26 protein-coding genes are annotated in these 24,038 nt (G+C 69.4%); 11 read left to right on the plus strand and 15 right to left on the minus strand.

What is annotated here, in order from left to right; all coding sequences use genetic code 11:
- Positions 1–275: 275 nt before the first annotated feature.
- Positions 276–614 carry a YciI family protein gene (locus IE069_RS05450; protein ID WP_189349110.1) on the plus strand — a complete coding sequence of 113 codons (339 nt, stop codon included), beginning with the start codon at positions 276–278 and terminating at the stop codon, positions 612–614.
- Positions 615–677: 63 nt separating this feature from the next.
- Here the strand turns inward: IE069_RS05450 and IE069_RS05455 are convergent, their stop codons facing one another.
- The 4 genes from IE069_RS05455 to IE069_RS05470 all read right to left on the minus strand — a co-directional run bounded on the left by IE069_RS05455 (position 678) and on the right by IE069_RS05470 (position 4,338).
- The gene (locus tag IE069_RS05455) at positions 678–2,210 is read right to left on the minus strand and encodes a BCCT family transporter (RefSeq protein WP_189349111.1); all 1,533 of its coding nucleotides are present in this window, start codon (positions 2,208–2,210) and stop codon (positions 678–680) included.
- Between the two features lie 99 nt (positions 2,211–2,309).
- On the minus strand, positions 2,310–2,846 hold the full coding sequence (locus IE069_RS05460) for a dihydrofolate reductase family protein (protein WP_189349112.1): 537 nt from the start codon (positions 2,844–2,846) through the stop codon (positions 2,310–2,312).
- Positions 2,847–2,934: 88 nt separating this feature from the next.
- Positions 2,935–3,597, minus strand: a complete 663-nt coding sequence (locus IE069_RS05465) for a YdeI/OmpD-associated family protein (protein ID WP_189349113.1) — start codon at positions 3,595–3,597, stop codon at positions 2,935–2,937.
- Positions 3,598–3,684: 87 nt separating this feature from the next.
- Complete coding sequence (locus IE069_RS05470; RefSeq protein WP_189349114.1) at positions 3,685–4,338, minus strand: hypothetical protein; 654 nt, start codon at positions 4,336–4,338, stop codon at positions 3,685–3,687.
- Between the two features lie 97 nt (positions 4,339–4,435).
- Here IE069_RS05470 and IE069_RS05475 point away from each other — a divergent pair, with 97 nt between their 5' ends.
- A complete protein-coding gene (locus IE069_RS05475; RefSeq protein WP_189349115.1) occupies positions 4,436–5,041 on the plus strand; it encodes a TetR/AcrR family transcriptional regulator in 606 nt (201 codons plus the stop codon).
- Positions 5,042–5,154: 113 nt separating this feature from the next.
- On the opposite strand, the gene IE069_RS05480 is transcribed toward IE069_RS05475, so the two are convergent.
- Positions 5,155–6,141 carry a helix-turn-helix transcriptional regulator gene (locus tag IE069_RS05480; RefSeq protein WP_189349116.1) on the minus strand — a complete coding sequence of 329 codons (987 nt, stop codon included), beginning with the start codon at positions 6,139–6,141 and terminating at the stop codon, positions 5,155–5,157.
- A 111-nt stretch (positions 6,142–6,252) separates the two neighbouring features.
- On the opposite strand from IE069_RS05480, the gene IE069_RS05485 reads away from it, so the two are divergent.
- Positions 6,253–6,663: a VOC family protein gene (locus tag IE069_RS05485; RefSeq protein WP_189349117.1), complete on the plus strand. Its 411-nt coding sequence runs from the start codon at positions 6,253–6,255 to the stop codon at positions 6,661–6,663.
- 126 nt (positions 6,664–6,789) lie between these two features.
- Here IE069_RS05485 and IE069_RS05490 read toward each other — a convergent pair whose 3' ends face one another.
- Genes IE069_RS05490 through ychF form a run of 3 tightly spaced genes read right to left on the minus strand, consistent with a single transcriptional unit; the run spans position 6,790 to position 8,950 of the window.
- Positions 6,790–7,230: a HEPN domain-containing protein gene (locus IE069_RS05490; RefSeq protein WP_189349118.1), complete on the minus strand. Its 441-nt coding sequence runs from the start codon at positions 7,228–7,230 to the stop codon at positions 6,790–6,792.
- On the minus strand, positions 7,223–7,816 hold the full coding sequence (locus IE069_RS05495) for a winged helix-turn-helix transcriptional regulator (protein ID WP_189349119.1): 594 nt from the start codon (positions 7,814–7,816) through the stop codon (positions 7,223–7,225). The genes IE069_RS05490 and IE069_RS05495 overlap by 8 nt, the downstream gene beginning before the upstream one ends.
- 48 nt (positions 7,817–7,864) lie before the next feature.
- Positions 7,865–8,950 carry a redox-regulated ATPase YchF gene (gene ychF / locus IE069_RS05500; RefSeq protein ID WP_189349120.1) on the minus strand — a complete coding sequence of 362 codons (1,086 nt, stop codon included), beginning with the start codon at positions 8,948–8,950 and terminating at the stop codon, positions 7,865–7,867.
- Between the two features lie 117 nt (positions 8,951–9,067).
- Here ychF and IE069_RS05505 point away from each other — a divergent pair, with 117 nt between their 5' ends.
- The 5 genes from IE069_RS05505 to IE069_RS05525 all read left to right on the plus strand — a co-directional run bounded on the left by IE069_RS05505 (position 9,068) and on the right by IE069_RS05525 (position 13,789).
- Positions 9,068–10,297 (plus strand): DNA recombination protein RmuC, encoded by a 1,230-nt coding sequence (locus IE069_RS05505; RefSeq protein ID WP_189349121.1) that lies wholly within the window; start codon positions 9,068–9,070, stop codon positions 10,295–10,297.
- Between the two features lie 68 nt (positions 10,298–10,365).
- Positions 10,366–11,286, plus strand: a complete 921-nt coding sequence (locus tag IE069_RS05510; protein ID WP_189349122.1) for an ABC transporter ATP-binding protein — start codon at positions 10,366–10,368, stop codon at positions 11,284–11,286.
- On the plus strand, positions 11,283–12,044 hold the full coding sequence (locus IE069_RS05515; RefSeq protein ID WP_189349123.1) for an ABC transporter permease: 762 nt from the start codon (positions 11,283–11,285) through the stop codon (positions 12,042–12,044). The genes IE069_RS05510 and IE069_RS05515 overlap by 4 nt, the downstream gene beginning before the upstream one ends.
- Before the next feature lie 54 nt (positions 12,045–12,098).
- A complete protein-coding gene (locus IE069_RS05520; RefSeq protein WP_189349124.1) occupies positions 12,099–13,178 on the plus strand; it encodes a sensor histidine kinase in 1,080 nt (359 codons plus the stop codon).
- Positions 13,175–13,789 (plus strand): response regulator transcription factor, encoded by a 615-nt coding sequence (locus tag IE069_RS05525; RefSeq protein ID WP_189349125.1) that lies wholly within the window; start codon positions 13,175–13,177, stop codon positions 13,787–13,789. The genes IE069_RS05520 and IE069_RS05525 overlap by 4 nt, the downstream gene beginning before the upstream one ends.
- Positions 13,790–13,798: 9 nt before the next feature.
- Here IE069_RS05525 and IE069_RS05530 read toward each other — a convergent pair whose 3' ends face one another.
- Positions 13,799–15,412, minus strand: coding sequence for an SLC13 family permease (locus tag IE069_RS05530; protein ID WP_189349126.1), 1,614 nt, complete (start codon positions 15,410–15,412; stop codon positions 13,799–13,801).
- A gap of 128 nt (positions 15,413–15,540) precedes the next feature.
- A complete protein-coding gene (locus tag IE069_RS05535) occupies positions 15,541–16,638 on the minus strand; it encodes a 4-hydroxy-3-methylbut-2-enyl diphosphate reductase (RefSeq protein ID WP_189349127.1) in 1,098 nt (365 codons plus the stop codon).
- 144 nt (positions 16,639–16,782) lie between these two features.
- Between IE069_RS05535 and xseA the strand changes: the two genes are divergently transcribed.
- The gene (gene xseA / locus IE069_RS05540) at positions 16,783–18,093 is read left to right on the plus strand and encodes an exodeoxyribonuclease VII large subunit (protein WP_189349262.1); all 1,311 of its coding nucleotides are present in this window, start codon (positions 16,783–16,785) and stop codon (positions 18,091–18,093) included.
- The gene (locus IE069_RS05545; protein WP_189349128.1) at positions 18,086–18,331 is read left to right on the plus strand and encodes an exodeoxyribonuclease VII small subunit; all 246 of its coding nucleotides are present in this window, start codon (positions 18,086–18,088) and stop codon (positions 18,329–18,331) included. The genes xseA and IE069_RS05545 overlap by 8 nt, the downstream gene beginning before the upstream one ends.
- 26 nt (positions 18,332–18,357) lie before the next feature.
- On the opposite strand, the gene IE069_RS05550 is transcribed toward IE069_RS05545, so the two are convergent.
- The 5 genes from IE069_RS05550 to IE069_RS05570 form a co-directional block, all read right to left on the minus strand.
- Positions 18,358–19,170, minus strand: coding sequence for a PPK2 family polyphosphate kinase (locus IE069_RS05550; RefSeq protein WP_189349263.1), 813 nt, complete (start codon positions 19,168–19,170; stop codon positions 18,358–18,360).
- A gap of 132 nt (positions 19,171–19,302) precedes the next feature.
- A complete protein-coding gene (locus IE069_RS05555; RefSeq protein ID WP_308425375.1) occupies positions 19,303–20,553 on the minus strand; it encodes a pyridoxal phosphate-dependent aminotransferase in 1,251 nt (416 codons plus the stop codon).
- Between the two features lie 18 nt (positions 20,554–20,571).
- On the minus strand, positions 20,572–21,597 hold the full coding sequence (locus tag IE069_RS05560) for an ABC transporter substrate-binding protein (RefSeq protein ID WP_189349129.1): 1,026 nt from the start codon (positions 21,595–21,597) through the stop codon (positions 20,572–20,574).
- On the minus strand, positions 21,594–22,067 hold the full coding sequence (locus IE069_RS05565; protein ID WP_189349130.1) for an NUDIX hydrolase: 474 nt from the start codon (positions 22,065–22,067) through the stop codon (positions 21,594–21,596). The genes IE069_RS05560 and IE069_RS05565 overlap by 4 nt, the downstream gene beginning before the upstream one ends.
- 41 nt (positions 22,068–22,108) lie before the next feature.
- The gene (locus IE069_RS05570; protein ID WP_189349131.1) at positions 22,109–23,365 is read right to left on the minus strand and encodes an MFS transporter; all 1,257 of its coding nucleotides are present in this window, start codon (positions 23,363–23,365) and stop codon (positions 22,109–22,111) included.
- 134 nt (positions 23,366–23,499) lie between these two features.
- Between IE069_RS05570 and IE069_RS05575 the strand changes: the two genes are divergently transcribed.
- Positions 23,500–23,985 (plus strand): Lrp/AsnC family transcriptional regulator, encoded by a 486-nt coding sequence (locus tag IE069_RS05575; RefSeq protein ID WP_189349132.1) that lies wholly within the window; start codon positions 23,500–23,502, stop codon positions 23,983–23,985.
- Positions 23,986–24,038 lie beyond the last annotated feature (53 nt).

The following is a 24,038-nucleotide window of genomic DNA, read 5'->3' on the forward strand; positions in this document are numbered from 1 at the left end:
TACCGCTCATTCATGCCACGGCGCTCCCTCGATTGGCTGGCTACACGAGCGATCCTACCAACGCGCTGGGACCCGGAATCCGGGCCAGGAGCCTGCCCGGCACCAACGCCACGATCGCCGACGACGGTCCAATCGGCGGCCGACGGCCCCTTCCTCGCGTGGGTCGCTGAGGAGATTCGGGCAGTGATCCGCATGTCTCCTGAGGCCCCTACCGATTCGTCGCGCTGCCTCCGTCCACTATTTACGCGGCAACGCACTACTGGTAAACCGAGAATATGGCTCACTACATCATCTACTTCAACCAGCAGTGGGTCGGCGACCACACCGAGGAATGGCTCGCCAGCCGCGGCCCGCTCGCCCAGGCGGTCGTAGAGGAGATGAAAGAGGCCGGCGTCTACGTCTTCGCCGGCGGGATAGACGACATCAACACCGCCTTCAGCGCCGATGCGAGAAGTGGAACCATCGAGATCACCGACGAGCCGTTCGCGGGGACCAAGGAGTACCTCGGCGGACTCACCATCGTGGACGTCGAGAACGACGACGCCGCCCGGCTGTGGGCGGGAAGGGTCGCCGAGGCGTGCGGCTGGCCCCAGGAGGTCCGCCGGATCGGATGATGCCGCCTCCGCGGACGCGTTGGCATCCGGAATCAGCTGGAGCGCGGCCTCAGCGGCCAGCCCTCAACGGGAATCCGACCGCGCGGCACCGGCGCGATCCCGCCACAGCATGACGACCAGCGAGACGCCGAGACCGAGGAGGATGACGGTGAACGGCGCCGCCGCGATGACCGCCGCACCGCGAAGACTGTCCGGACCTCCGCTGAGGAGCAGGACAGCTGCGAAGGCGGCCGAGAACGACCACAGCAGCCGCACCGGGCGCGGCGGATTCATGCTGCCGCCCGTCGTCGTGCTGCCGAGCATGAACGACGCCGAGTCGGCGGAGGTGATGAACAGCAGGGCCAGCACCGGTACGAGCAGCAGGAGCGCGAGCCCGGTCAGCGGCAGGGTGTCGAACACGGCGAAGGTGGCGATGGACTTCGCCTCCCCGGCCACCCCGGACACCGACACGGCGCCGCTGAGTTCGCGCTCGAGCGCGGTGCCGCCGAAGACCGAGAACCACACGACGCTCACGAGGCTCGGTACCAGCAGGACGCCGGCGACGACGCCGCGGATCGTGCGGCCGCGCGAGATGCGCGCGATGAACGTCCCCACGAACGGCGCCCACGCGATCCACCACGCCCAGAAGAAGTAGACCCACTCCCCCGTCCACGCATCTCCTGCCGCCCCTTCCGTCGCGAGGCTCATCGGCACGAAGGCGGCCGCGTAGTCCGCTACGCCCGTGCCGAGCGTGGACAGGATCCATGCCGTGGGGCCGACGACGAACACGAGCGCGAGGAGGGTGCCGCAGAGGGCGGCGTTCGCGAGGCTGAGGGCACGGATCCCCCGGCCCAGCCCAGTCATCGACGAGATCGTCGCGAACGTCATCAGCGCCACGATGATCGCGATCTTCACCCCGTACGAATCGGCGATGCCGAACCGGTCGGCGAGGCCGGCGTTGAGTTCACCCGTGCCGAGCCCGAGCGAAGTTGCGACGCCGAACAGGATGGCGAGCACGGCGAAGGTGTCGATCAGACTGCCGACCCAGCCGTCGACGAGGCGCCCGAGCAGCGGGCGCAGCGCGGCGCTCACGAGCATGCTGCCGCCCCGGTTGAAGCACGCGTAGCCGATCGCGATCGCGACGACGGCGTAGATCGCCCAGGCGTGCGGGCCCCAGAACAGGTACGAGTACCGCATTCCCGCGCGGGCGGCCTCCGCAGAAGCGGGAGCGGTCTCGCCGTACGGCGGGTCGGCGAGATGGATGAGTGGCTCTGCGGTACCCCAGAACAGGAAGCTGAGCCCGACGCCGGCGCTCATGAGCATCGCGATCCAGGAGATGGCGCCGAACTCGGGTTTCGCGTCGGGGCCGCCGAGCCGTTTTCGCCCGACCGGGGCCAGCGCGAGCACGACGACGAACACGAGCAGCAGGGACACCGTCACCGGATAGACGGGGCCGAAGGTCCCGACGACGACCTCGCGGGTCGCGTCGAGGGAGTCCGTGAGCGCGCCCGGGAAGATCAGGCCGAACGCGACGAACGCGACCGACAGCATCATCGAGGCGTAGAACACCAGTCCGAGGCGTCCCCGGACTTCCGGACCTGACGCTGGCGCGTTCATGTTGCCCGAGTCTATTACCGCGACGTGCGCCTGCCCAGAGCTTCACGGGACCCGCGGCAAGCCCCCGCACCTGGCCTCAGTTGCGGTGTCGAGGAGGCGTCACGTGTTCTTCAACGGCCCGACGACGTCGTACCGGGCGACGATGAAGTCCCCGTTGCGATCGCACTCCTGCAGCGCCAGATCGAAGGCCCCGCCGAACAACCGCCTCCCCGAGCCGAGCGTGACGGGCGCGATCGAGACCAGCACCTCGTCCAGCATTCCGGCTGCCGCGAACTCGGCCGCGAGGTCGCCGCCGCCCATCACCCACACGTCGCGGTCCCCGGCCGCGGCTTCGATCGCCTTCTTGTGATCGGCAGGAGCCCCGGCGAGGAATGAGACGTGCTCGTTCGCCGGTTCCAGGTCGCGGTGGGTGAACACGAAGGTGGGCATCTCCGGCAGCCACGAGCGTTCGTGCTCCAGAATCCACTCGTAGGTGGTCGACCCCATGACCTGCGCGCCCACGCCGGCGATGAACGCTGTTGCGTTCCCTGGTCCGTCGTCGTCGATGTGCTGCTTGAAAAGCCAGGCCAGGGAGTCGTTGTCGTCGGCCAGGAAGCCGTCCAGCGTGGTGGCGGTGTAGTAGCGGTAGCGGGTCATGCGTTGCCTCCAGAATCGTTGCGGTACCCCATGATCTGGCTGAGACCGGGTAAACGGGTGAAAGTGGCGTTCCCGGCGTCCAGTGCGCTCATCGCTCCTCGGACGCGGCCGCCGCGGCGCGGGCGAGCCAGGCCGGGGTGCGCCCCGGGCGCTGGGGCGGGATGAGTTCGCCTGCCTTGCAGCACGCGACGAGCTGGTGCGCGCGTCGCTCGCGCGTGGTCTGCTGTTTCGCGGACATGATCCAGTGGCGGACGGCCTTGCGGTATCCGGGCGTCGCCTGGGCGAGGAACGCCAGTGCACCGGGCGCGGCGTCGACGATCGCCTGCAGATCGGCGGTGAGCTCGGCCTCGGGGTTCTCGTGGGAGTAGGTCCCCGACCGGGCTGCGGTGCGGCGCTCGAACGCCGCGACGCCCGCCGGGTGCATCCGACCTTCCGCCATCAGCCGCTCGACATGCGCGATGTTCACCTTCGACCACGTGCTGCCCGGTTTGCGCGGCGACCACCGCTGGCGGCGCGAGTCTGCATCGATTTTCTGCGAGACGGAGTCGATCCATCCGAAGCACAACGCCTCGGGGACCGCGTCCTTCCACGTGAGCCCGCGATCCTCGACGTGTGCGAGCTTGAGCCCCATCCACAACTCGCCCTCGGAGTCATGATGGCGCTCCAGCCAGACGCGGAACTCGGCGCCGTCGCGGAAGAAGATCGCGGGACGCTCCGCCGTGCCGCCCGGGGTGCCGGGATCGTTGGACATGCGTTCAGTCTACGAGGTCCGTGCCGACGTGTGGAGCCGGTCCGAGGCCGCCTTCCTCCTCGGTCGACGCGGCAGCACTCCACCGGGTCATCGCGGACCATCGCCGGTATCCCGCACACGACGCCCCAGCGCGATGCCGATCCAGATGAAGAACAGGCTCCACCCGGTCAGTGCCAGGTAGGCGGGGTCGCCCCGGCCGGCGATCAGCGCGGGCGTGACGACGAAGATCATGAACAGGCCGGAGAGGATCACCGACCACCGGCTGATGCCGGGCAGCAGGCGACGGCGGATGATCGCCACCCCGCCGACAACGGACGCCACGGCGAGCAGCATCGATCCTGCCCCGTAGCCGTTCTCCAGGTTGATCGCCGCAGCGGCCTCCGTCGACGTGCCCCAGAGCGTGGCCGAGATGCCCTCGCAGACCGCGACGACGAGAAAGCCCACCGCCACAGCTCCCATCGACCACGTCACGACACGACCGCCTGGCAGCCGGGCAAGTCCGACGAAACCGTAGGCCGTCAGCGCGTGCGCGACCAAGAGGACCACGGCGACCCCGACGTGGACGCCCCGTGGGAAGGGGTGGCCCCAGAGCGTGTCGGCGATCGCCGGCGGATAGGCGAAGGTGAGCAGGCCGACCGGCACCGAGAGCACTCCGCTGAGGACCAGGGAAAAGGCGGGCGCGAGCCCGGCCGGACGCGAACGACGGCCTGACGGGACGTCGAGTGGATCAGTGAGAGACATGGTCTTCTCCTTTTCACTAGAGCCTCCACTAGAGTGATACTCTAGAGCGTTCCACTAGTGGGACACTCTAGTCAACAGCCATCGTAGGATGAAACAGATGACGAGCACCCGCGACCAACGCGCGAAAGAGACCCGGCGACGCATGACGGCGGCCGCATGCAGGCTGTTCAGTGAGCGCGGGTACGCCGCGACGACGATGGACGCCGTTGCCAAGGAGGCCGGCGTCGCCGTCCAGACGACCTATTTCACCTTCCGCAACAAGGCGTCGCTGTTGCAGGCGGCGTTCGAGCACGCCGTACTCGGGCCCGACGAGGTCCCACCGCACCTGAGCGACTGGTACCGGAATGCCAGATCAGCACCGGACGTGGAGACCGCGGTCCGCATCTTCGTTGACGGCAACTTCGCAATCCTGCAACGCGCCGCACCCCTGTCCTGGGTGATGAGCGCCGACAAGGACGGGCGGGCGACCGCGGATTACAACGAGGGGCTCCGCCGCGACGGGTTCCGGGAGCACATCGAGGCCTTTGCCGCCAAGCACCCCCTGCGCGATGGCCTCTCCCCCGAGCACGCACTGGACCTGCTGCTGGTTCTCGTCGGACCGCATCAGTTCCAGCTGTTCATCGGCGACTATGGCTGGGGCCTCGACGAGTACCGCAACTGGGTGGTGGCCGTCGTCCTTCGGGAGCTCTTCGCGATCGGATGAGCCGACTGGGCGGCGGCTCGGACCCCGGAACGGACGCCCCCGGGCTCACTCATGGAGACCGGCGAACGGGCACAGCTGGAACTTCCTCACTCGAGAGGAATGGCAAAGACAGATCATCGGGCGTCGCCGGCCGCGTGAAGCATCCTCGTCGCGGTGTCCCTCACCCGGTTTCGAAGTTCCTCGGGGCGATCGATCACCACTTCGCAGTCGAGTGCCGCGATGACGGATGGCAACCAATCGAGGCTCTCAGCATGAATCTCGGTCCGATGCCAGGCCGGGGTATCGTCGCGTCCGCGGGCCACCGCGCCATCCAGTCGTTCGAGTCGAGCCACACTGCGCGGTAGCTTCGCTCGGATGCGTTCCTCGGTCTCGCGAATGCGCAGAACGACCTGCCATCGATAGTCCGCATCGACGAAGTGGTCGAGGAGACGACCTGCCGCATCGGTTTGCTGCGGGGCCACGAAGGATCCAGGCATGGACCGGGCCGTTCGAATCCGGTCCACCCGGAACGTGCGCTCCTCCTGCTTGTCCGTGTCGAATGCGATGAGATACCACCGTTCCGAGTGCGCGACCAGACCGTAGGGGTGGACCGTGCGCCGCGTCGCGACGCCTTTGCCACTGAGGTAGCGCAGGTCGAGGACGCGCGAACGGTTGACGGCTTCCGCCAGGGTCAACATCACGGCAGGGTCGGGGGCGGCTCCCCCGCTCTGGGCCGTATGCGTCATCACGCCGAGCAGCGTGTCGATCCGCTTCGCATCAGTAGCCGGCAATGCCCGTTTGATCTTGGACAAGGCGGTCTGCGCGGCAATCTCCGGTTCACGGTCTGCTGCCTGCGCACGGGAGAGTCCGAGAAAGACCGTGACCGCTTCCTCACTGCTGAACATGAGCGGGAGCACGCGCTGGCCGGGAGCGAGCTGGTACCCGCCGTAGCGCCCACGCAGGGTCTCGACGGGGACTCCCAGATCGGACAGCCGCGCCACATCTCTGCGAACCGTCCGTTCGTCGACATCGAGGCGCTCCGCCAGCTCGGCAACCGTGCGCTGCTGCGCGGACTGCAGCAGATCGAGCAGCTGCAACGCTCGCGCGGTTGTATCGGCCATGACTCCATCATGGCTCAAATACCGGGCAGTTTCTGCCCGGTATAGCCAGTAGCGTCACGTCAGTGGCCAGGTTCAAGGGCCCATTCACGTTCACACCAGAAGGAGACAACAATGCAGTTTGCAGCCACCCGCATCATCACCGACGACGTCGACGGGCTCGTCGCATTCTACGAAGCGGCCACCGGAATCACCGCTGACCGCCTTCACCCGATGTTCGCCGAGCTTCGTACACCATCCGGCATGCTGGCCATCGCGAGCACTGCCACGGTGCCGTTGCTCGGAGACAACGCGGCCGAGGCCCGCGCAAATCGCAGCATCGCCTTGGACTTCCTCGTCGACGACGTCGACGCGACCTACGACACTCTTCAAGGTGTCGTCGACGTGTTCGTCAATGAGCCGACGGATATGCCATGGGGCAACCGTTCGCTCCTCGTCAGGGATCCGGACGGCAACCTGATCAACTTCTTCACGCCTGCCACCGAGGCAGCCCAGGCCCGATTCGCGAACGAGGCCCAAGATTAAAACTTGGAGTACAGGTGCACCCGATGGCGACAGAGCAAACCTCTGGCGAAGAGGAACCGGCACGCTGCAGACAAGCTCTAATTCCACGTTGAAGCGGAGCTCCACCGAATTACGGTGCTGACGAAGTCACATTCGACGTCGCATATAAGCCGCGCAGGCGGCTGCGATCGCGCACGCTGCATCGATGGCCTCTGTGACATCCTGAGCCGTCGCCGTCGGACGATCGAGATCCGGATACTCAGTGGCGTTGCGCACCTGCCGCATCCAATCGAATTCCTCGAGCGATGGATCGCCGACGAACACCGCCGCGGCGACCCCCGTGTTCCGGTGAGCACCGCCTACCGGGCGCACGCGCAATCCCTCGATGGCGAGAACGGCTGTGAGCGCCTTCCGTGCACCGTCATACGCAGCGGTGAACGCCATCCCCTGGTCGTCCGTCTCGGCCAGCATTTTCGCGGTGGAGACGTGACGCTCCGCCGTCTGCACGACGGCGAGCGCGTGCTCAAGGTTCGGTTCAACGCGCTCCAGGCGACGATTCGCCAGCATCTGCTCGATCACGTCAGACATGCACGTCACCGGTCAACACATCGACGATCGGGCGCGATCTGATCGTGGAGATGAAAGGCGACGGCTCGTCGGATTCCCATTCGTGAGGCCCGAGCCGGGTCACGTTCACGGGTATATCGAGCCGCTCGCCCGCCTCGGTCGCGATCACCGACAGGGTCCGGCGAGGCACGGTTCCGACGACGAGCAGATCAATATCGTTCGGAAACGCCCCACTCTCCCCCGCACGGCGCGCGGCCCACGAACCATAGATGAACACGTGGGCCGCACCGTCAACGTCGTCGAAGAGCTCGCGCAGTACGGGGACGGGACCGTACGTGGCCGCAATCAGATCGCGCATGAGAGCGAACAACGGGTGCTCCTCGTTCGCGCGCACGAGTCGATTGCGCCCCTGGTGGCGATCGCGAAGCACATCACTCTCGATCAACCGGCCGACCTCGCGATGGACGACGGGCCCGCTCACGCCTGTGCGGCGCCCCACCTCAGACAGTGAGAATTCGCGGTCGGGGTGTCCCAGCAGTTCTGCAAGGATCGACCCGACCGCATCGGAACGCACGAATGGCGTCAGTTGCGGGGCGATAGTCTTCACAGAACAGAAAGATATCTTCCAGTTATAGGAAGAGTCAAGAAGTCTCGCTCAGACGTTGAAGCGGAACTCCACCACGTCGCCGTCCTTCATGACGTAGTCCTTGCCCTCGATGCGCGCCTTGCCGGCGGACTTCGCCGCCGCCGTCGAGCCGGCCTCGACGAGGTCGTCGAAGCCGATGACCTCCGCCTTGATGAAGCCGCGCTGGAAGTCGGTGTGGATGACACCCGCGGCCTGCGGGGCCGTGTCGCCGCGGTGGATCGTCCACGCGCGGGTCTCCTTCGGGCCGGCGGTCAGGTAGGTCTGCAGGCCCAGCGTGTCGAAGCCGACGCGGGCGAGCTTGCCCAGGCCGGACTCCTCGTAGCCGGCGTCCTCCAGCATCTCGGCGGCCTCTTCCTCGGTCAGCTCGGCCAGCTCGGACTCGAACTGCGCATCCAGGAAGATCGCCTCGGCCGGGGCGACGAGGGCGGAGAGCTTCGCCTGCATCTCCTCATCGGCCAGGCCGGCTTCGTCGGTGTTGAAGACGTAGATGAAGGGCTTGGTGGTCATCAGCTGCAGCGGGGCCAGCTCGTCGAGGTCGATCTTCGCGGCGGCGGCGCCGGCGAAGAGGGTCGTGCCCTCCTCGAGGACCTTCTGCGCTTCCTTGACGGTCGCGATGAAGGACGCCTCGATCTTCTTGGCGCGCAGCTCCTTGTCGAGGCGCGGCAGCTGGTTCTCGATCGTCTGCAGATCGGCCAGGATCAGCTCCGTGGCGATCGTCTCGATGTCCGAGGCCGGGTTGATCTCGCCGTCGACGTGGACCACGTCGCTGTCCTCGAACACGCGCGTGACCTGGCAGATCGCGTCGGCCTCGCGGATGTTGGCGAGGAACTTGTTGCCCAGGCCCTCACCCTCGGAGGCACCCTTGACGATGCCGGCGATGTCCACGAAGGACACGGTCGCGGGCAGGATCTTGTCCGAGGAGAAGATCCCGGCCAGGACCTTCAGACGCGGATCCGGCAGCGGGACGACACCCACGTTCGGTTCGATCGTTGCGAACGGGTAGTTCGCCGCCAGGATCTGGGCGCGGGTGAGTGCATTGAACATGGTGGACTTGCCGACGTTGGGCAGTCCGACGATTCCGATAGTAAGAGCCACGGGAGTCGAGTCTACCCGCCGTGGTCCCACATCGCAGATTCATGGTCTCCGTCCTGCCGGCGGGCGCGGCCGGCGGACCATTCCTATTCTGCGAGTGCTCCGTGCGAGAGTCGTCCCATGACTGCATTGAGCTTCGTTGTGGCCCTGTTGGCCTTCGTGATCGGCGCCGCCGCGGGCGCGGGCGCCCTCTGGTGGTGGGCCGTGCGCGGGCGCACGGTTGCGGACATCACCGCGTACGACGACGTCGCGTCCCGTCTGGGTGCCACGCAGACGGAGCTGGCGGCCGTCCGGGCCGAGCGCGACTCCCTGCAGGACCGCCTCGTCGACGAGCGCCAGCGCTCGACCGAGGACCGCACCGTGTTGCAGATGATGGCACCGCTGGCGGACCAGCTGCGCCAGGTCCAGCACCAGGTCACGACCCTGGAGCGGGACCGCGTGGAGCAGTTCGGCCAGCTCAGCCAGCAGCTCTCCGTGGCCGCCGAGCAGGACGCGGCGCTGCTGCGGACCACGTCGTCGCTCGCGGGAGCCCTGAACAACAATGCGGTGCGCGGCACGTGGGGCGAGACGCAGCTGCGCCGCGTCGTCGAATCGGCCGGGATGATCAACCGCGTCGACTTCAGCGAGCAGGTGACGTCGGGTTCGGGAGCAGCGCCCCGCCTGCGCCCGGACATGGTGGTCCACCTGCCGGCCGGCAAGTCGATAGCCGTGGACTCCAAGGTGCCGCTGGCCGCCTATCTGGAGGCCCAGTCTCTCGGCGACGCCGACTCCCCTGCCGACCGGGAGCAGCTGCAGGCCCGGCAGCGCGAACTCATGCGCGCGCACTCGAAGGCCCTGCGCAGCCACGTCGACGCCCTGGCGAAGAAGGAGTACTGGGAGGGCCTGCCCGGCAGCCCGGAACTGGTGGTCTGCTTCCTGCCGGCCGAATCGTTCCTGGCCGCCGCGTTGGAGGCGGACCCGGGCCTGCTCGACGACGCGTTCGCCAAGAACGTCGCGCTCGCCTCCCCCAGCACGCTGCTCTCGATTCTCAAGGGGCTCGCCTACGCCTGGCGGCAGGAGCTGCTGACCGAGAACGCCCGGGCGCTCTTCGACGAATCGCGCGAGCTCTACAAGCGGCTCGGCACGCTCGGCGGACACATCAACGACCTCGGCAAGTCGCTGAAGACGTCGGTCGAACGCTACAACTCGTTCATCGGCACGCTCGAGTCGCGGGTCCTGCCGTCGACGCGGCGCATCCAGGACCTGGACCCGGGACTCGCCCAGAGCGCCGCGGCCGAGTCGCCTTCCACCGTCGAGGCGACGCCCCGCGTCCTGAGCGCCGCCGAGCTGATCCCCGCCGAGCGCCCATGACAATCGTCATGGCCACTTCGTGACCGAGGGCCCGTGGCCGCCGGAGCGGACCGTCCTAGCCTGAAGGCATGGATACACAACCAGTCCTCAGGCTCGAAGGGATCCGCCGGTCCTTCCCCGACGGCGCCGGCGGACGCACCGCCGCCGTCGACGGCGTCGACCTCACGGTCTCCCCCGGCGAGGTCGTCGCCCTGCTCGGCCCGAACGGTGCCGGCAAGACGACCCTGATCGACATCGTCCTCGGCCTCGTCGCGGCCGAGGACGGATTCGTCGAGGTCCTCGGCACGACGTCCCGCCGCGCGGTCACCTCGGGCCGGATCTCGGCGCTCCTGCAGACCGGCGGTCTCCTGCCGGACCTCAGCGTGCGCGAGACCGTGAAGATGATCGCCTCCCTCCACCGGAATCCCCGGGATACCGACGAGGTGCTGGCCGCCGCCGGGGCCGCCGGATTCGCCTCGAGGAGGGTCTCCCGCTGCTCGGGCGGCGAACAGCAGCGCCTCCGGTTCGCCCTCGCCCTCTTGACCCGCCCCGAAGTCCTCATCCTCGACGAGCCGACCACCGGCATGGACGTCAACGCCCGCCACGACTTCTGGCGGAACATGAGCTCACTGGCCGACGAGGGCGCAACCATCGTCTTCGCGACGCACTACCTCGAGGAAGCCGAGCGGTTCGCGCGGCGGACAGTCCTCATGGACGCCGGCCGTGTGCTCGCCGACGGGCCGACCGCCGACATCCGGCGCCGTGCCGGCGCCGCCCGAGTGACCGTGACCTGGGCGCCGAGCGACGCCGAGCTCGCGGCACTGGACCACGTGCTCGGCGTGGAGCGCCACGGTGCCCGCATCGAACTGCGCACCGACGACGCCGACGCGCTCGCCCGCGAACTCCTCACCCGGACCGGCGCCCACGGCATCGAAGTCGCCTCCGCGAGTCTGGACGAGGCGTTCCGGTACCTGACGGCACCTTCGGACGAGAAGGAGGTGGCGGCATGAGCATCGCCACCTACGTCGTCATGGACTTCTGGCGCAACCTGAGGAACCTGGGCAACAGCTTCTTCGTGATCGTGCTGCCCACCGTCCTCTTCCTCTTCTTCGGCTCCTCGATGGAGTGGTCCACGATCCGGGTGGGCGACGGAAACATCAGCGCCTGGACCATGATCTCGATCGCCTGCTACGGGGCCGCCATGGCGGCGACGTCCCTCGCCGGCTCCGCCGCCGTCGAACTCCAGCAGGGCTGGGGCCGGCAGCTGGCGCTGACCGCCCTGCCGCACAGCGGGTTCGTGGCGGCCAAGACGATCGTCGCCCTCTGCTTCGCCGTGCTCCCGGTCCTCACCCTCAACGTCACCGGCGTCTTCACCGTCACCGACATGCCGCTCGGCACCTGGCTCGCCACTGCGGGCCTGACCGTCGTCGGGGTCCTCCCGTTCGCGCTCTACGGGCTCGCCATCGGCATGGCCTTCCGCTCCGACGCCGCCGTCGGCACCGCCACCGGGCTGCTGGTGATCTTCAGCTTCCTCGGCAACGCCTTCACGCCCCTCGACGGCTTCCTGCTCGACCTCGGGCGATTCACGCCGCTCTACGGCGTCGTCGCCCTGGCCCGCTATCCGCTCACCGGCGGCGACCAGATCTCGATGAACGGCATCGCCGGCAACGATCCGCTGTGGGCCGTCCTCGCGAACGTGGTCGCGTGGACCGCCGTCTTCGGCGCCGCCTGCCTGATGCTGCAGCGCCGCCGGACCAGGAGGCAGTAGAGAACCATGAACACACGCCACGAAGAATTCACGCCGGCTGGCAGAATGAGGGGCATGGACTCCGACGACCAGCCGAAACGCTCCCTCGCCGGGCTGTTCTATGCGGGCGTCTGGCTGGTCTTCCTCGGATTCCCGCTCTCCTCCGCGATCGTCGGGCCCTCCGGCCCGCTGTGGACGGGCGTCGCGATCGGCGCGACCGCCGCCTTCGTCGCCGTCTACCTCTGGCTGTTCTGGACGCTCTCCGCTCCGGGCGACCCGGTGGCGCACCAGGGCCGCAGAGTGGTCTGGGGCGTCGTGGCCCTGTCCGCGCTCGCGGCCCTCGCCGCTCCGGGCGCCGGGGCATGGGTCAGCGCCTACACCCCGTTCATCGCCGCGGCCCTGATCTTCAGCCTCCCGCTCGTCCCGGGCATCGCTGCGGGCACGCTGGTCTGGCTGATCCCCAGCGCGGCCGCCGCGCAGTTCTCCGGCACGCTCTGGACCCTGCTCGGCCCCGGCTTCGGCGTCGCCGTGATCGTCTTCGCCCGCCTCATGGAGCACAACGAGCGCCGGGCGCAGGAGGCCCAGCACCACCTCCGCATCGCCTCCGAGCGGGAGGAGATCGCCCGCGATGTCCACGACGTCCTGGGCCACACCCTGACCGTCCTGTCCATCAAGGCCCAGCTGGCGCGCAAGCTTCTCGACCGGGATCTCGACCGCGCCCGCACCGAACTCGACGCCATCGACGAGCTGGCCCGCGAATCCCTGACGCAGATCCGCTCCACGGTCACCCGGCTGCGGACCCCGTCGCTCGCCGACGAACTCGAGTCGGCCCGGACCGCCCTGCGCGCCGCCGGCATCACGCCCGACATCGACGCGGACCCGCAGCTGCGCGACGGATCCGACCTCTTCGCCTGGGCCGTCCGCGAAGGCGTCACCAACGCGGTGCGCCACTCGTCGGCGACCACGTGCCGCATCGAGGCCACCGCGACCCGGCTCACGATCTCCGACGACGGGGCCGGCTGCGGCGGCTCCGGTCCCGGCAACGGCCTGACCGGCCTGCGCGAGCGCGCCCGCGACGCCGGCGCGCGCCTGGACGTGCGCCCCACCCATCCGGACAGCCCGCGACCCGGAACCACCCTGGAGGTGACGCGTTGACTCGGACCATCCGGGTGCTCCTCGCCGACGACCAGGACCTGGTCCGCGGCGGGCTCGCCGCCCTGCTCGCGCTGGAAGACGACCTCGACGTCGTCGCACAGGTGGGCCGCGGGGACGAGGTCCTGGCCGCGGTCCGCGAGCATCGGCCGGACGTCGCCCTGATCGACATCGAGATGCCCGGCGCCGACGGCATCGACGTCACCCGTCAGATCACGTCGGCGCTGCTCGGGTGCCGGTGCCTGATCGTGACGACGTTCGGCCGGCCCGGCTACCTGCGGCGGGCCATGGACGCCGGGGCGTCGGGGTTCGTGGTGAAGGACACGCCCTCCGACCGGCTCGCGCAGATGGTCCGGCAGGTCGCCGCAGGCCAGCACGTGCTCGACCCCCAGCTCGCCGCCGACTCGCTCGCCGGCGGGATCGACCCGCTGACCGAACGGGAGCGCGACGTCCTGCGCGCCGCCGCGGCCGGCGGATCGATCCGGGCCATCGCCGAGACCGTGCACCTCAGCCCGGGCACAGTCCGCAACCACCTCTCGAGCGCGATCGGGAAGACCGATACGCAGAACCGGTACGAGGCGGCGCGCGCCGCACAGCAGCGCGGGTGGCTCTGAAACCCGCCGTCAGCCGAGCCGGAAGACGGCCGTCAGCAGGGTCATCGTGACGACGGTGATGAGCAGGATGCCGGCCAGGTTCAGCCAGATGCCGCCCTTGATCATCTGCCCGATCGTGACGTAGCCGGACCCGTACGCGATCGCGTTCGGGGGCGTCGCCACGGGAAGCATGAACGCGCAGGTGGCCGCCAGCGCCACCGGCACGGCCAGCAGCATCGGATCCACGCCCAGGCCGAGCGCGACGCCGCCGGCCACCGGGAGGAAGGTCGCCGCCGTCGCGGTGTTGCTCGTGAGCTCCGTCAGGAAGATGACGCCCGCGACCATGACGAGCACCAGGACGATCACGGGGACCGTTCCGAGCGCCTCCGCCTGCTCGCCGATCCAGTCGGTCAGCCCGGAGGAGCTGAACTGCGCGGACAGGGCCAGGCCGCCGCCGAAGAGCAGCAGCACGCCCCACGGGAGCTTGACGGCCGATTCCCAGTCGAGGAGGCGCACGCCGCGCTTGGCGCCGGCCGGCAGCAGGAACAGCAGCACCGAGACGGTCATCGCGATCCCCGCATCGGAGATCAGCCCGGAGGCGATCATCGGCATGAAGACCCAGGAGAGCGCGGCGAGGGCGAAGAGCGCCAGCACGAGCTTCTCCCCCGTGCTCATCGGTCCGAGCTCGCGCAGCTGGCGGCGGATCGGCTCGCGTCCGCCCGGGATCTCGTCGATCTCCGGCTTGAACAGCACCCTGGTGAGCAGGAACCAGACCAGCACCAGCATCACGGCCGCCAGCGGCAGGCCCACCAGCATCCACCGGCCGAAGCCGATCTCCACCCCGTGGGCGTCGTTCATGTAGCCCACGAGGAGCGTGTTCGGCGGCGTCCCGATGATGGTGGAGAGCGATCCCACCGAGGCGGCGTAGGCGATGCCGAGCATCAGCGCGGTGCCGAAGTTGGACTTGACCACCGCCTCCTTCACCTTCGCGTCGGTGGACCTCGCCTGCCCGCTCCCCTCCTCGCCGTCGGACGGCTCGCCGGCGCCCTCGCGCCCGCCGCCGATGTTGGTGACGAGCAGCAGCACGGAGACGCCGATGGGCAGCATCATCACGGTGGTCGCCGTGTTGGAGACCCACATGCTGAGGAACGCGGTGGCCAGCATGAAGCCGGCGATCACCATGTTGGAGCGGGTGCCCATCGCGGAGACCGTCATCAGCGCGATCCGCCGGTGGAGATTCCACCGCTGCATCGCCAGGGCGAGGATGAATCCGCCCATGAAGAGGAAGATGATGTCGTTGCCGTAGCTGGACCCGACGTCGCCGATGTCGACGCCCCCGAAGACCGGGAACACCACCAGCGGCACCAGGGCCGTCGCCGGGATGGGCAGGGCCTCCGTCATCCACCAGATGCCCATGAGGACGGCCGTGGCCGCGGTCAACCGGGCGGCGGGATCGAGATCCTGCGGCATCGAGAAATACACGGCGAATGCGGCGACGATTCCGGCGGCCAGGCCGATCCACCGCCTCTTGTTCGTCCGGGGCTCGACCGGCTCTGCCAGGAGACCGGGAGCCGTGTGCTCGCTCTCGCGGGCACTCGACTGCGCGCTCCGGTTCTCGCCGCCGGGTGTGTATGAACGGGACACGGTTGCCTCCAGTGCAGCAGGTCGGTCGGTGTGACACACCGCACACTACCCGCTGCCGCTTCGAAGGTCACCACGTCAGACGGGCTTCTCCCGACCGCCGGGATCGTTTCCCTCCCGGGGTCCGGACGTCAGGACTCCTGGTTGTTCTTGACCCGGCCGCCGGGGCCGCCCGAGGAGTCGCCGGACTCCTTGAGCTTCGCGCGCAGCTCCTTCGGCAGCGAGAAGAGGATGTCCTCCTCGGCCGTGACGATCTCCTCCTGGTCGACGTAGCCGTAGTCGGCGAGCAGCTTCAGGACGTCCTGCACCAGCACGTCCGGGACGGAGGCGCCCGAGGTCACGCCGACGGTCGCGACGCCCTCGAACCAGGCCTCGTCGACCTCGTTGGCGAAGTCCACCCGGTGGCCGGCCTTGGCCCCGTATTCGAGGGCCACCTCGACGAGGCGCACGGAGTTCGACGAGTTGGACGAACCGACGACGATGACGAGATCCGCCTGCGGGGCGATCTCCTTGATCGCGGCCTGGCGGTTGCTCGTGGCGTAGCAGATATCGTCGCTGGGCGGATCCTGCAGGTTCGGGAAGCGCTCGCGCAGGATCTGCACGGTCTCCATCGTCTCGTCGACCGAGAGGGTGGTCTGCGACAGCCAGATCAGCTTGTCCGGGTCCTTGACCTCGACCGTTCGCGCCTCCGCCGGGTTGTTCACCACGGTGGTGGCCTCCGGCGCCTCGCCGTAGGTGCCCTCGACCTCCTCGTGGCCCGTGTGCCCGATGAGGAGGATCTCGTTGCCCTGCCTCGCGAAGCGCACGGCCTCGCGGTGCACCTTGGTCACCAGCGGGCACGTCGCGTCGATGGTCTGCAGATTGCGGTCCTCGGCGGACTGGACGACGGCGGGGCTCACGCCGTGGGCCGAGAAGACGACCAGCTCGCCCTCGGGCACCTCGTCCGTCTCCTCCACGAAGACCGCTCCCCGGGCCTCGAGCTCCGAGACCACGTGGCGGTTGTGCACGATCTCCTTGCGCACGTACACGGGCGCCTCGTAGTGCTCGAGCGCTTTCTCCACGGCGATCACGGCCCGGTCGACGCCGGCGCAGTAGCCGCGCGGCGCAGCCAGCAGCACGCGCTTGGCACCCTCGACGGGGGCTGCGGCTGCCACCTCCTCCGGGGAGCGGCGCTGGCGCGGGATCTGCGGCATGGGCACGGAAACGGGGACGGTAGTGCTGGTAGGCATACCTCCATGCTACGTGGTTCGCCGTCCACATCTCTGCCGCCCAGATCACGTAACGGGGGTTGAAACTGGTAGGAATGAGTAGCAGAGACGCCGTTCGAGAGGAATCACGTGGAGCAGCCGACGCCGGCAGACGAGCCCCGGTCCATGCCCGCCACCGCGGCGGAGACCACGCCGGAGAGCCCCTGGCCGCTCAAGCACTTCGCCCAGATCCTCAAGGCGCACATCGAACGCGCGCCCGAAACCTGGATCGAGGGGCAGCTGCTGGAGGCGAACATCCGCAACGGCCACGCGTACCTGACCATGCGCGACGTCGACGTCGAGAACTCGCTCTCCGTGACCGTCTGGCGCTCGACCCTGAGCCGCCTCGACGCCACGCCCGAGGTCGGGTCCCGGGTCGTCGCCAAGGTCAAGCCGAACCTCTGGCTCAAGACGGGCCGGCTCTCGATGAACGCCTCCGACCTCCGGCCCGTCGGGCTCGGCGACCTGCTGGCCCGGCTGGAGCGGCTCCGCCAGGCACTGGGCGCCGAAGGCCTGTTCGACCCGGACCGCAAGCAGAAGCTGCCCCTGCTCCCGGCGCGCATCGGCCTGATCACCGGCCGCGACTCCGACGCGGAGAAGGACGTCGTCCGCAACGCCACGCTGCGCTGGCCGGGCGTCGTGTTCGAGGTCCGCAACACCGCCGTGCAGGGGGTCAACGCGGTCGGCGAGGTCATGACCGCCCTGGCCGAGCTGGACAGCCACCCCGAGGTCGACGTGATCGTCATCGCCCGCGGCGGCGGCGCCCTCGAGGACCTGCTGCCGTTCAGTGCCGAGGAGCTGGTGCGGGCGGTCTCGGAGGCCGCCACGCCCGTCGTCAGCGCGATCGGCCACGAGGCTGACCGCCCGATCCTCGACGACGTCGCCGACCTCCGCGCGTCGACGCCGACCGACGCCGCCAAGCGGATCGTCCCGGACGTGGCCGAGGAGAGGCAGGGCATCGACCAGGCCCGCCTGCGGCTGGACCGCGCGGTCGAACAGCTGCTCGAGCGCGAGTCCGAGCGCATCGCCGCCCTGCGCACCCGCCCCGTCCTCGCGGCGCCGGAATCCATGCTGGAGTCCCGGCGCGAGGACCTCGACCGCCTCGTCGAGCGTTCGCTGTCAGCCGCCCGTACCGCCGTCGTCCGCGGCGAGGCCGAGATCAAGCACCTGCGGGCGCAGGTCCGGTCGCTGTCCCCGCAGCAGACGCTCGACCGCGGCTACGCGATCGTCCAGGTCGGCGGCGCCGACCGGTCCGCACCGGCCGGCGACGTCGTGCGGGACGCCGCCGAGGTGCCCGTGGGCGCTGACCTCCTCGTCCGGCTCGCCCACGGCAGCCTCGACGCGTCGGTGACGGCGACCCACGAGAGCAACACCGGCCCGCATTCCGAAGAGAACTCCCAGAACCAGCCCGTCAGCCCGGAAGGACATCATGACTGAATCACCGAACACCCCCGCAGCGAACTCCGACGTCGCGCAGCTCAGCTACGAGCAGGCCCGGGAGGAGCTGATCACCGTGGTCTCGCAGCTGGAGGCCGGCGGCGCGAGCCTCGAGCAGTCGCTCGCCCTCTGGGAGCGCGGGGAGGCGCTCGCGGCCCGCTGCGAGGGATGGCTGGAAGGGGCGCGCCAGCGCCTCGAGTCGGCCCGCGAACGGGTCGAGGGCGAGAACCGGGGCTAGAGACCGCGCCGCACCGGCGCCCTCCCCTATTCGGCGCTGAGCCGGGCCTTCTGTTCGGCGACGTCGAAGGTCGCCGCCGGCCACTGCGGATCGATGTCCTGGAGGGCCTCGATCAACAGTTCCTGGACGGCGATCCGGGCGAACCACTTGCGGTCCGCCGGAACGACGAACCACGGCGCGTGGTCGGCGTCGGTCTCCTCGATCGCGATCTCGTAGGCCCGCTGGTAGTCGTCCCACATCTCGCGCCCGTCGATGTCGGCGGGGTCGAACTTCCAGTGCTTCTCCGGACGGTCCAGGCGCTCCTGCAGGCGTCCGGCCTGCTCGTCCTTCGAGATGTGGAGCATGACCTTGACGATCTTCACGCCGCGCCCGGCCAGGTCCTCCTCGAATTCGCGGATGGCCGCGTAGCGGCCCTCGACCTCCGCGGTGCTGGAGAGGCCGCGGACGCGGTGGATGAGGACGTCCTCGTAGTGCGAGCGGTCGAAGACGCCGATCATCCCCTCCCCGGGGATCTCGTTCTCGATGCGCCACAGGAAGTCGTGCTCGAGCTCCTCCTCGCTGGGTGCCTTGAACGCGTGGTGGTGGACGCCCTGGGGGTCGACGGTGCCGATGACGTGGCGGACGATGCCGCCCTTGCCGGCCGTGTCCATGCCCTGGATGATCAGGAGCACGCGGTCCGCCGCGCCGTGGCGGGAGGCGGCGAAGAGGCGCTCCTGGAGGTCGCTCAGGACCGGGTCCATGGCCGCGAGCGTCTTCACGCCGTCGGCCTTCTTGCCGTCGTATCCGGTCTTGTCCCGCGGATCGACGTCGGCGAGGCGGACCGGGCGGCGAGCGCGCATCGCCGTCGTCGGACTCTCCTCGAACTCGAGAGAGTCGTACGCCGGTTCGGCGGCGTCGACGGCCGCATAGACCGCCGCCAGCTCCTCGGCCCGCTGCTTCTTCTGCTTCGACTTGCTCCCCATGCGTGGCGCCTAGGCCCGTTCCCGGAGATCCTCGAGGAAATCGGCGATCCGGTAGATCGCGTTCTCCAGATCCCGGACGTTGGGCAGGGTCACCAGACGGAAGTGGTCCGGGGCGACCCAGTTGAAGCCGGTCCCGTGCGTCACGAGCAGCTTCTGCTGCTTGAGCAGGTCGAGGGCGAACTTCTCATCGTTCTTGATCGGATAGACCTCGGGGTCGAGCTTCGGGAACAGGTACATGGCCCCCTTGGCCTGCTGGACCGAGACGCCCGGAATGTCGTTGAGGAGCTTGTAGGCCAGGTTCCGCTGCTCGAGCAGCCGCCCGCCCGGCAGGATCAGGTCGTTGATGGACTGGTACCCGCCGAGGGCGGTCTGAATGGCGTTCTGGCCGGGCACGTTCGCGCACAGGCGCATGTTCGTCAGGAGGTTGATGCCCTCGATGAAGTCCTGCGCCTGGTGCTTGGGGCCGGAGATCGCCATCCACCCGGCGCGGAAGCCGCACACGCGGTAGGCCTTCGAGAGCCCGGAGAACGTCAGGGTCAGGACGTCGTCGGACAGGGCGGCGGTGTTGTAGTGGACCGCGTCGTCGTACAGGATCTTCTCGTAGATCTCGTCGGAGAAGACGATCAGGTTGTGCCGGCGGGCCAGCTCGAGGATGGACTCGATGACGTGCTTCGGATACACGGCGCCGGTCGGGTTGTTCGGGTTGATCAGGACGATGCCCTTGGTGCGGTCCGTGATCTTGGAGGCCATGTCCTCCAGGTCGGGCATCCACCCCTCCTCCTCGACCGTGAGGTAGTGCACCGGCCGGCCGCCGGCCAGGGAGACGGACGCGGTCCACAGCGGGTAGTCGGGCGCCGGGATGAGGACTTCGTCGCCGTTCTCGAGCAGGGCCGTCAGGCTGAGCGTGATCAGCTCGGAGACGCCGTTTCCGAGGTAGATGTCATCGACGCTGATCGTGCGGATGCCGCGCGTCTGGTAGTACTGCGAGACCGCCGTGCGCGCGGAGAGGATGCCGCGGGAATCGGAGTAGCCCTGCGCGTTCGGCAGGTTCCGGATCATGTCGACCAGGATCTCGTCCGGGGCCTCGAACCCGAAGGGGGCCGGGTTGCCGATGTTCAGCTTGAGGATGCGGTGCCCCTCGGACTCCATCCGATGGGCGTGCTCGAGCACGGGACCCCGGATGTCGTAGAGCACGTCGCGAAGCTTCGACGACTGCGTGTACCGCATGGATTCGCTGGTGGATTCTTCCCTGGCTGACATGCAACCAGCTTGCCACAGCTAGCCGCCGAACCCGTGCTCCGTTAACCATGTTGCAGCGGCCTCGCGGGCCGTCAGAGGGGCGTCCCCCATGAGCTGCGAATTCAGCGCGGCGAGCTCCTCGCCGGTCAGCTCGGCGGACACCCGGTCGAGCACCTCGCGCGCCTCCTCGCCCACCGATTCCCGGTGGACGACGGGCACCACCCGCTGTGCGGTGAAGTGGTCGGCGGAGTCCTTCACGATCACCAGCCCGTGCCGGGCGATGTTCGGGTCGGTGTTGACCATCTGCGCGACCTGCACGCGGTCGGTGATGACGGCCTGCAGCGCTTCGGCCTCGGAACCCAGCTGGGTGAACGATTCGGGCTCGCACTCGTACTCGGCGCGCAGCGCGGGCAGGCCGTCCGGATGGGTCAGCAGCGAGGGCCGGCCGCCGAAGGCGAGGTCGGCGCAGGCGTCGCCGAGGTCGTCCAGGGTCTCGACCTCGTGCTCGACGGCCCCGGCGCGTGTCATCACGAGCACGGGCTGGCGGGCCGCGTCCGACGCGGCGAGCGCCTCGATGCTGTCGGGCATGGCCTCGGAGAGCTCGTCGGACACGTCGCCGGCCGAGCGCGCCGTCGAGTCCGCGTCGTAGCGGAACAGCAGCTGCCCCGTGTACTCCGGGACGACGTCGATCCGCCCGTCGCGCAGCGTCTTCTCGTACTGCGCCCACTCCCCGATGTCCTCGCGCACCTCGGCCTCGATGCCGGCCCGGTTCAGCGCACCCGCGTACAGGGCGGCCATGATCCGCGCCTCGCGTGTGGCGTCCGGGGCGCCGACGAGCAGCGGTCCCGGCGGCGTCGGGCTGCCGGCGGACGGCGTGGCGTCCGCGGTCGAGGCGGCCGCCCCGGGGCCCGGCGGCTCCGCTCCGTTCGACGTCCCGCACGCGGTCAGGGACAGCAGCACGACGGCGGCCAGCGCCGCCGCGCGTCGCGGTGACGCCGCCAGCGGGCGGGCCGGGCGGTGGGCGGCGGCGCCGCGGGGGCCTGCGGCCGGGTTGCTCGGGTTCATGCGCTCCAGTCGGGTTCGTTGTCGTGCAGCAGTGCGAGGGCCTGGTCGACGCGGCCGACCCGGTTCAGCTCGCCGACCTCGTCCACGGGGAACCAGCCGGCGCGCGAGGTGCTGCCCCCGACCTCAAAGCGTAGCCGACCGCCCGTCACGCGGGCCGAGTACAGCACCGCGACCGTCTGCAGCGGCCGCCCCTCGCCGTGCAGCCGGCGCTCTGCGGGGATGTGCCCGGAGTCGACGCCGAGCAGGCCGGTCAGCTCGACCCGGTACCCCGTCTCCTCCTCGACCTCGCGGACGGCGCCGGCCTCGATGGACTCGCCGAGCTCCACCCCGCCGCCGGGCAGCGTCCAGCGCGGGGCGTGGTCCGGGTTGGTGGCCCGCGCGTCCCAGAGGGCGAGCAGCATCTGGCCGTCGTCGACGACCGCGCAGTACGCCGCGAGGCGGGTGTCGAAGGCGCGGGCGGGTTTCGTCATGCCGTCCAGCCTATCGTCAGTCGCCGCCCCGCGCCCGGCGGTCAGGGCCGCCGCGGACGGGCCAGGCGGCGGAGGCGCGCCCACGACACGGCGGCCAGGGCCAGGCAGCCGGCGAGGGTCGCGGCGGCGAAGAGGATGAACGTGGCGTCGAGACCCAGCCGACCCGCGACGAGGCCCAGACCGAGGACGGGGATCGCGCTTCCGGCGTAGGTGACGACGTAGATGAGGCTGATCACCTGCGCGTGCTGGGAGGCGTCGATCGCGCCGGCGGCGTCGTTGAACGCGCCGCGGAAGGCGAGCCCCTGCGCGGCGCCGGCCAGGATGCTGCCGGCGATCACGAGCTCCAGCGAGGCCAGGTGCCCGCCGAGGGCCAGCACGCCGACGCCCGCGCCCATGGCGACGAGGGCCGGGGCGATGGTCGCCGGCGTCGCGCGGCCGAGCAGCTGGCTGACGGCGGAGGCGACGAGCGTCAGCGAGGCGATCAGGCCGAGCAGCACGCGGGACTCGATGCCGAACACGTCGGCGTAGTAGCCGGGGGCCAGCGAGAGCACCATGCCGAAGACGGCGAAGCTGAGCAGGCCGGTCAGCGCGGCGACCCAGAACTGGCTGAGGGCGTTCGCGGCGAGCCGCAGCCGGCGCGGGCGCAGGGCGCCGCGGGCGTTGCCGGGGGCCGGGGCGAGGGCCGGGCGGGCGCGCAGCAGCCACAGCGGGACCAGCACGGCGATCAGGGCCGCGCTGTGGACGAGGAAGGGGGTCACGGTGGGGTTCGGCAGCTGGCTGAGGAGGCCCCCGATGATCGGCCCGGCGGCGACGCCGCCGGCGTTGAGCAGCAGGGTGAAGCGGCCCGCCCAGTCCTGGTGCCGGGGCAGCAGCTCGCGCAGGGCGGCGCTGCTCGCCCCGGTCGCGGCGGCGACGGCGGCGCCCTGGAGGACGCGCCCGAGCACCAGCACCCAGAGCGACGGCGCGAACGCGAAGACCAGTCCGCCGGTCAGGCCGACCAGGACCGCGATCACCAGCGCCGCGCGGCGGCCGATGTGATCGGACCAGTGGCCGTAGCAGACGAGCCCGACGATGAGGGCCAGCACGTAGGCGGTGAACGCGACGGTCACGCCGAACGGGCCCAGGGCCAGTTTGTCCTGCAGCAGGGGGTAGAGGGGGGTGGCGATGTTGACGCCGATGAACAGCAGCGCCATGACCGAGCCGGTGAGCACCACCCGGGTGGTCATGGAGGCGTCCCAGCCCCCGCGGAGCGAAAGGTCGTCGGATGCGCGCATCCGCAGCTCGCCGATGACCGTCATGCCCACTCCCTTTCGCCCGCGTTGACCACTACACATTCATGATGGGACCGCCTGACGTTTCTGCTGCATGACGGATGACGAGATTGAGCGTAAAGTTCAAAATTGACGCCTGATGTGAGACGAAATGGAGCAGAATGACAAACCGCCATGGTGTGCTGGACGCCTCAGACCTGCAGCTGCTGCTGAGGCTGATGAACGAGCCCCGCGCGCAGATCAACGAGCTCGCCGACTCCCTGGGCGTTGCGCGCAACACGGTCCAGAGCCGGCTGCGGCGGCTGATGCGCTCGGGGGTGCTGCGCGACGGCGGCCGCGACGTCGATCTCGCGGCCATCGGCTACGACGTCCTCGCGTTCATCACGATGGAGGTCGACCACCGCGAACTCGACTCGGTCATCGCCGCCCTCGGCAGGAGCGACCACGTCCTCGAGGTCTTCGAGACCTCCGGCCGCGGCGACGTCTGGTGCCGCATCGCCGCGCGCGACACCCACAACCTGCAGCAGGTCCTGCGCTCGATCCTGAAGCTGCGCGGCGTGATCCGCACGGAGACGTCCTTGGCCCTGAGTGAACACATCCCGTTCCGCGCGGGCCCGTTGGTGCAACGCACGGTCGCCGATGCGTAAGCTCGGAGGATGACCTGCGCCGTGCGCGCCCGCCGACGAACGCGAGAGGAGGA

The sequence above is a fragment of the Zhihengliuella salsuginis genome, assembly GCF_014651715.1.
In the GTDB taxonomy this organism is placed as follows: domain Bacteria; phylum Actinomycetota; class Actinomycetes; order Actinomycetales; family Micrococcaceae; genus Zhihengliuella; species Zhihengliuella salsuginis.

Bases quoted from the DNA above. Each gene is read 5' to 3' on its own strand.
- IE069_RS05485 (WP_189349117.1), top strand. From the start codon at position 6,253: ATGCAGTTTGCAGCCACCCGCATCATCACCGACGACGTCGACGGGCTC.
- IE069_RS05470 (WP_189349114.1), bottom strand. From the start codon at position 4,338: ATGTCTCTCACTGATCCACTCGACGTCCCGTCAGGCCGTCGTTCGCGT.
- IE069_RS05575 (WP_189349132.1), top strand. From the start codon at position 23,500: ATGACAAACCGCCATGGTGTGCTGGACGCCTCAGACCTGCAGCTGCTG.
- IE069_RS05555 (WP_308425375.1), bottom strand. From the start codon at position 20,553: ATGTCAGCCAGGGAAGAATCCACCAGCGAATCCATGCGGTACACGCAG.
- IE069_RS05460 (WP_189349112.1), bottom strand. From the start codon at position 2,846: ATGACCCGCTACCGCTACTACACCGCCACCACGCTGGACGGCTTCCTG.
- IE069_RS05535 (WP_189349127.1), bottom strand. From the start codon at position 16,638: ATGCCTACCAGCACTACCGTCCCCGTTTCCGTGCCCATGCCGCAGATC.
- IE069_RS05545 (WP_189349128.1), top strand. From the start codon at position 18,086: ATGACTGAATCACCGAACACCCCCGCAGCGAACTCCGACGTCGCGCAG.
- IE069_RS05565 (WP_189349130.1), bottom strand. From the start codon at position 22,067: ATGACGAAACCCGCCCGCGCCTTCGACACCCGCCTCGCGGCGTACTGC.
- IE069_RS05455 (WP_189349111.1), bottom strand. From the start codon at position 2,210: ATGAACGCGCCAGCGTCAGGTCCGGAAGTCCGGGGACGCCTCGGACTG.
- IE069_RS05465 (WP_189349113.1), bottom strand. From the start codon at position 3,597: ATGTCCAACGATCCCGGCACCCCGGGCGGCACGGCGGAGCGTCCCGCG.
- IE069_RS05490 (WP_189349118.1), bottom strand. From the start codon at position 7,230: ATGTCTGACGTGATCGAGCAGATGCTGGCGAATCGTCGCCTGGAGCGC.
- IE069_RS05570 (WP_189349131.1), bottom strand. From the start codon at position 23,365: ATGACGGTCATCGGCGAGCTGCGGATGCGCGCATCCGACGACCTTTCG.
- IE069_RS05510 (WP_189349122.1), top strand. From the start codon at position 10,366: ATGGATACACAACCAGTCCTCAGGCTCGAAGGGATCCGCCGGTCCTTC.
- IE069_RS05515 (WP_189349123.1), top strand. From the start codon at position 11,283: ATGAGCATCGCCACCTACGTCGTCATGGACTTCTGGCGCAACCTGAGG.
- xseA (WP_189349262.1), top strand. From the start codon at position 16,783: ATGCCCGCCACCGCGGCGGAGACCACGCCGGAGAGCCCCTGGCCGCTC.
- IE069_RS05550 (WP_189349263.1), bottom strand. From the start codon at position 19,170: ATGCGCGCTCGCCGCCCGGTCCGCCTCGCCGACGTCGATCCGCGGGAC.
- IE069_RS05560 (WP_189349129.1), bottom strand. From the start codon at position 21,597: ATGAACCCGAGCAACCCGGCCGCAGGCCCCCGCGGCGCCGCCGCCCAC.
- IE069_RS05450 (WP_189349110.1), top strand. From the start codon at position 276: ATGGCTCACTACATCATCTACTTCAACCAGCAGTGGGTCGGCGACCAC.
- IE069_RS05480 (WP_189349116.1), bottom strand. From the start codon at position 6,141: ATGGCCGATACAACCGCGCGAGCGTTGCAGCTGCTCGATCTGCTGCAG.
- IE069_RS05475 (WP_189349115.1), top strand. From the start codon at position 4,436: ATGACGAGCACCCGCGACCAACGCGCGAAAGAGACCCGGCGACGCATG.
- IE069_RS05520 (WP_189349124.1), top strand. From the start codon at position 12,099: ATGGACTCCGACGACCAGCCGAAACGCTCCCTCGCCGGGCTGTTCTAT.
- IE069_RS05505 (WP_189349121.1), top strand. From the start codon at position 9,068: ATGACTGCATTGAGCTTCGTTGTGGCCCTGTTGGCCTTCGTGATCGGC.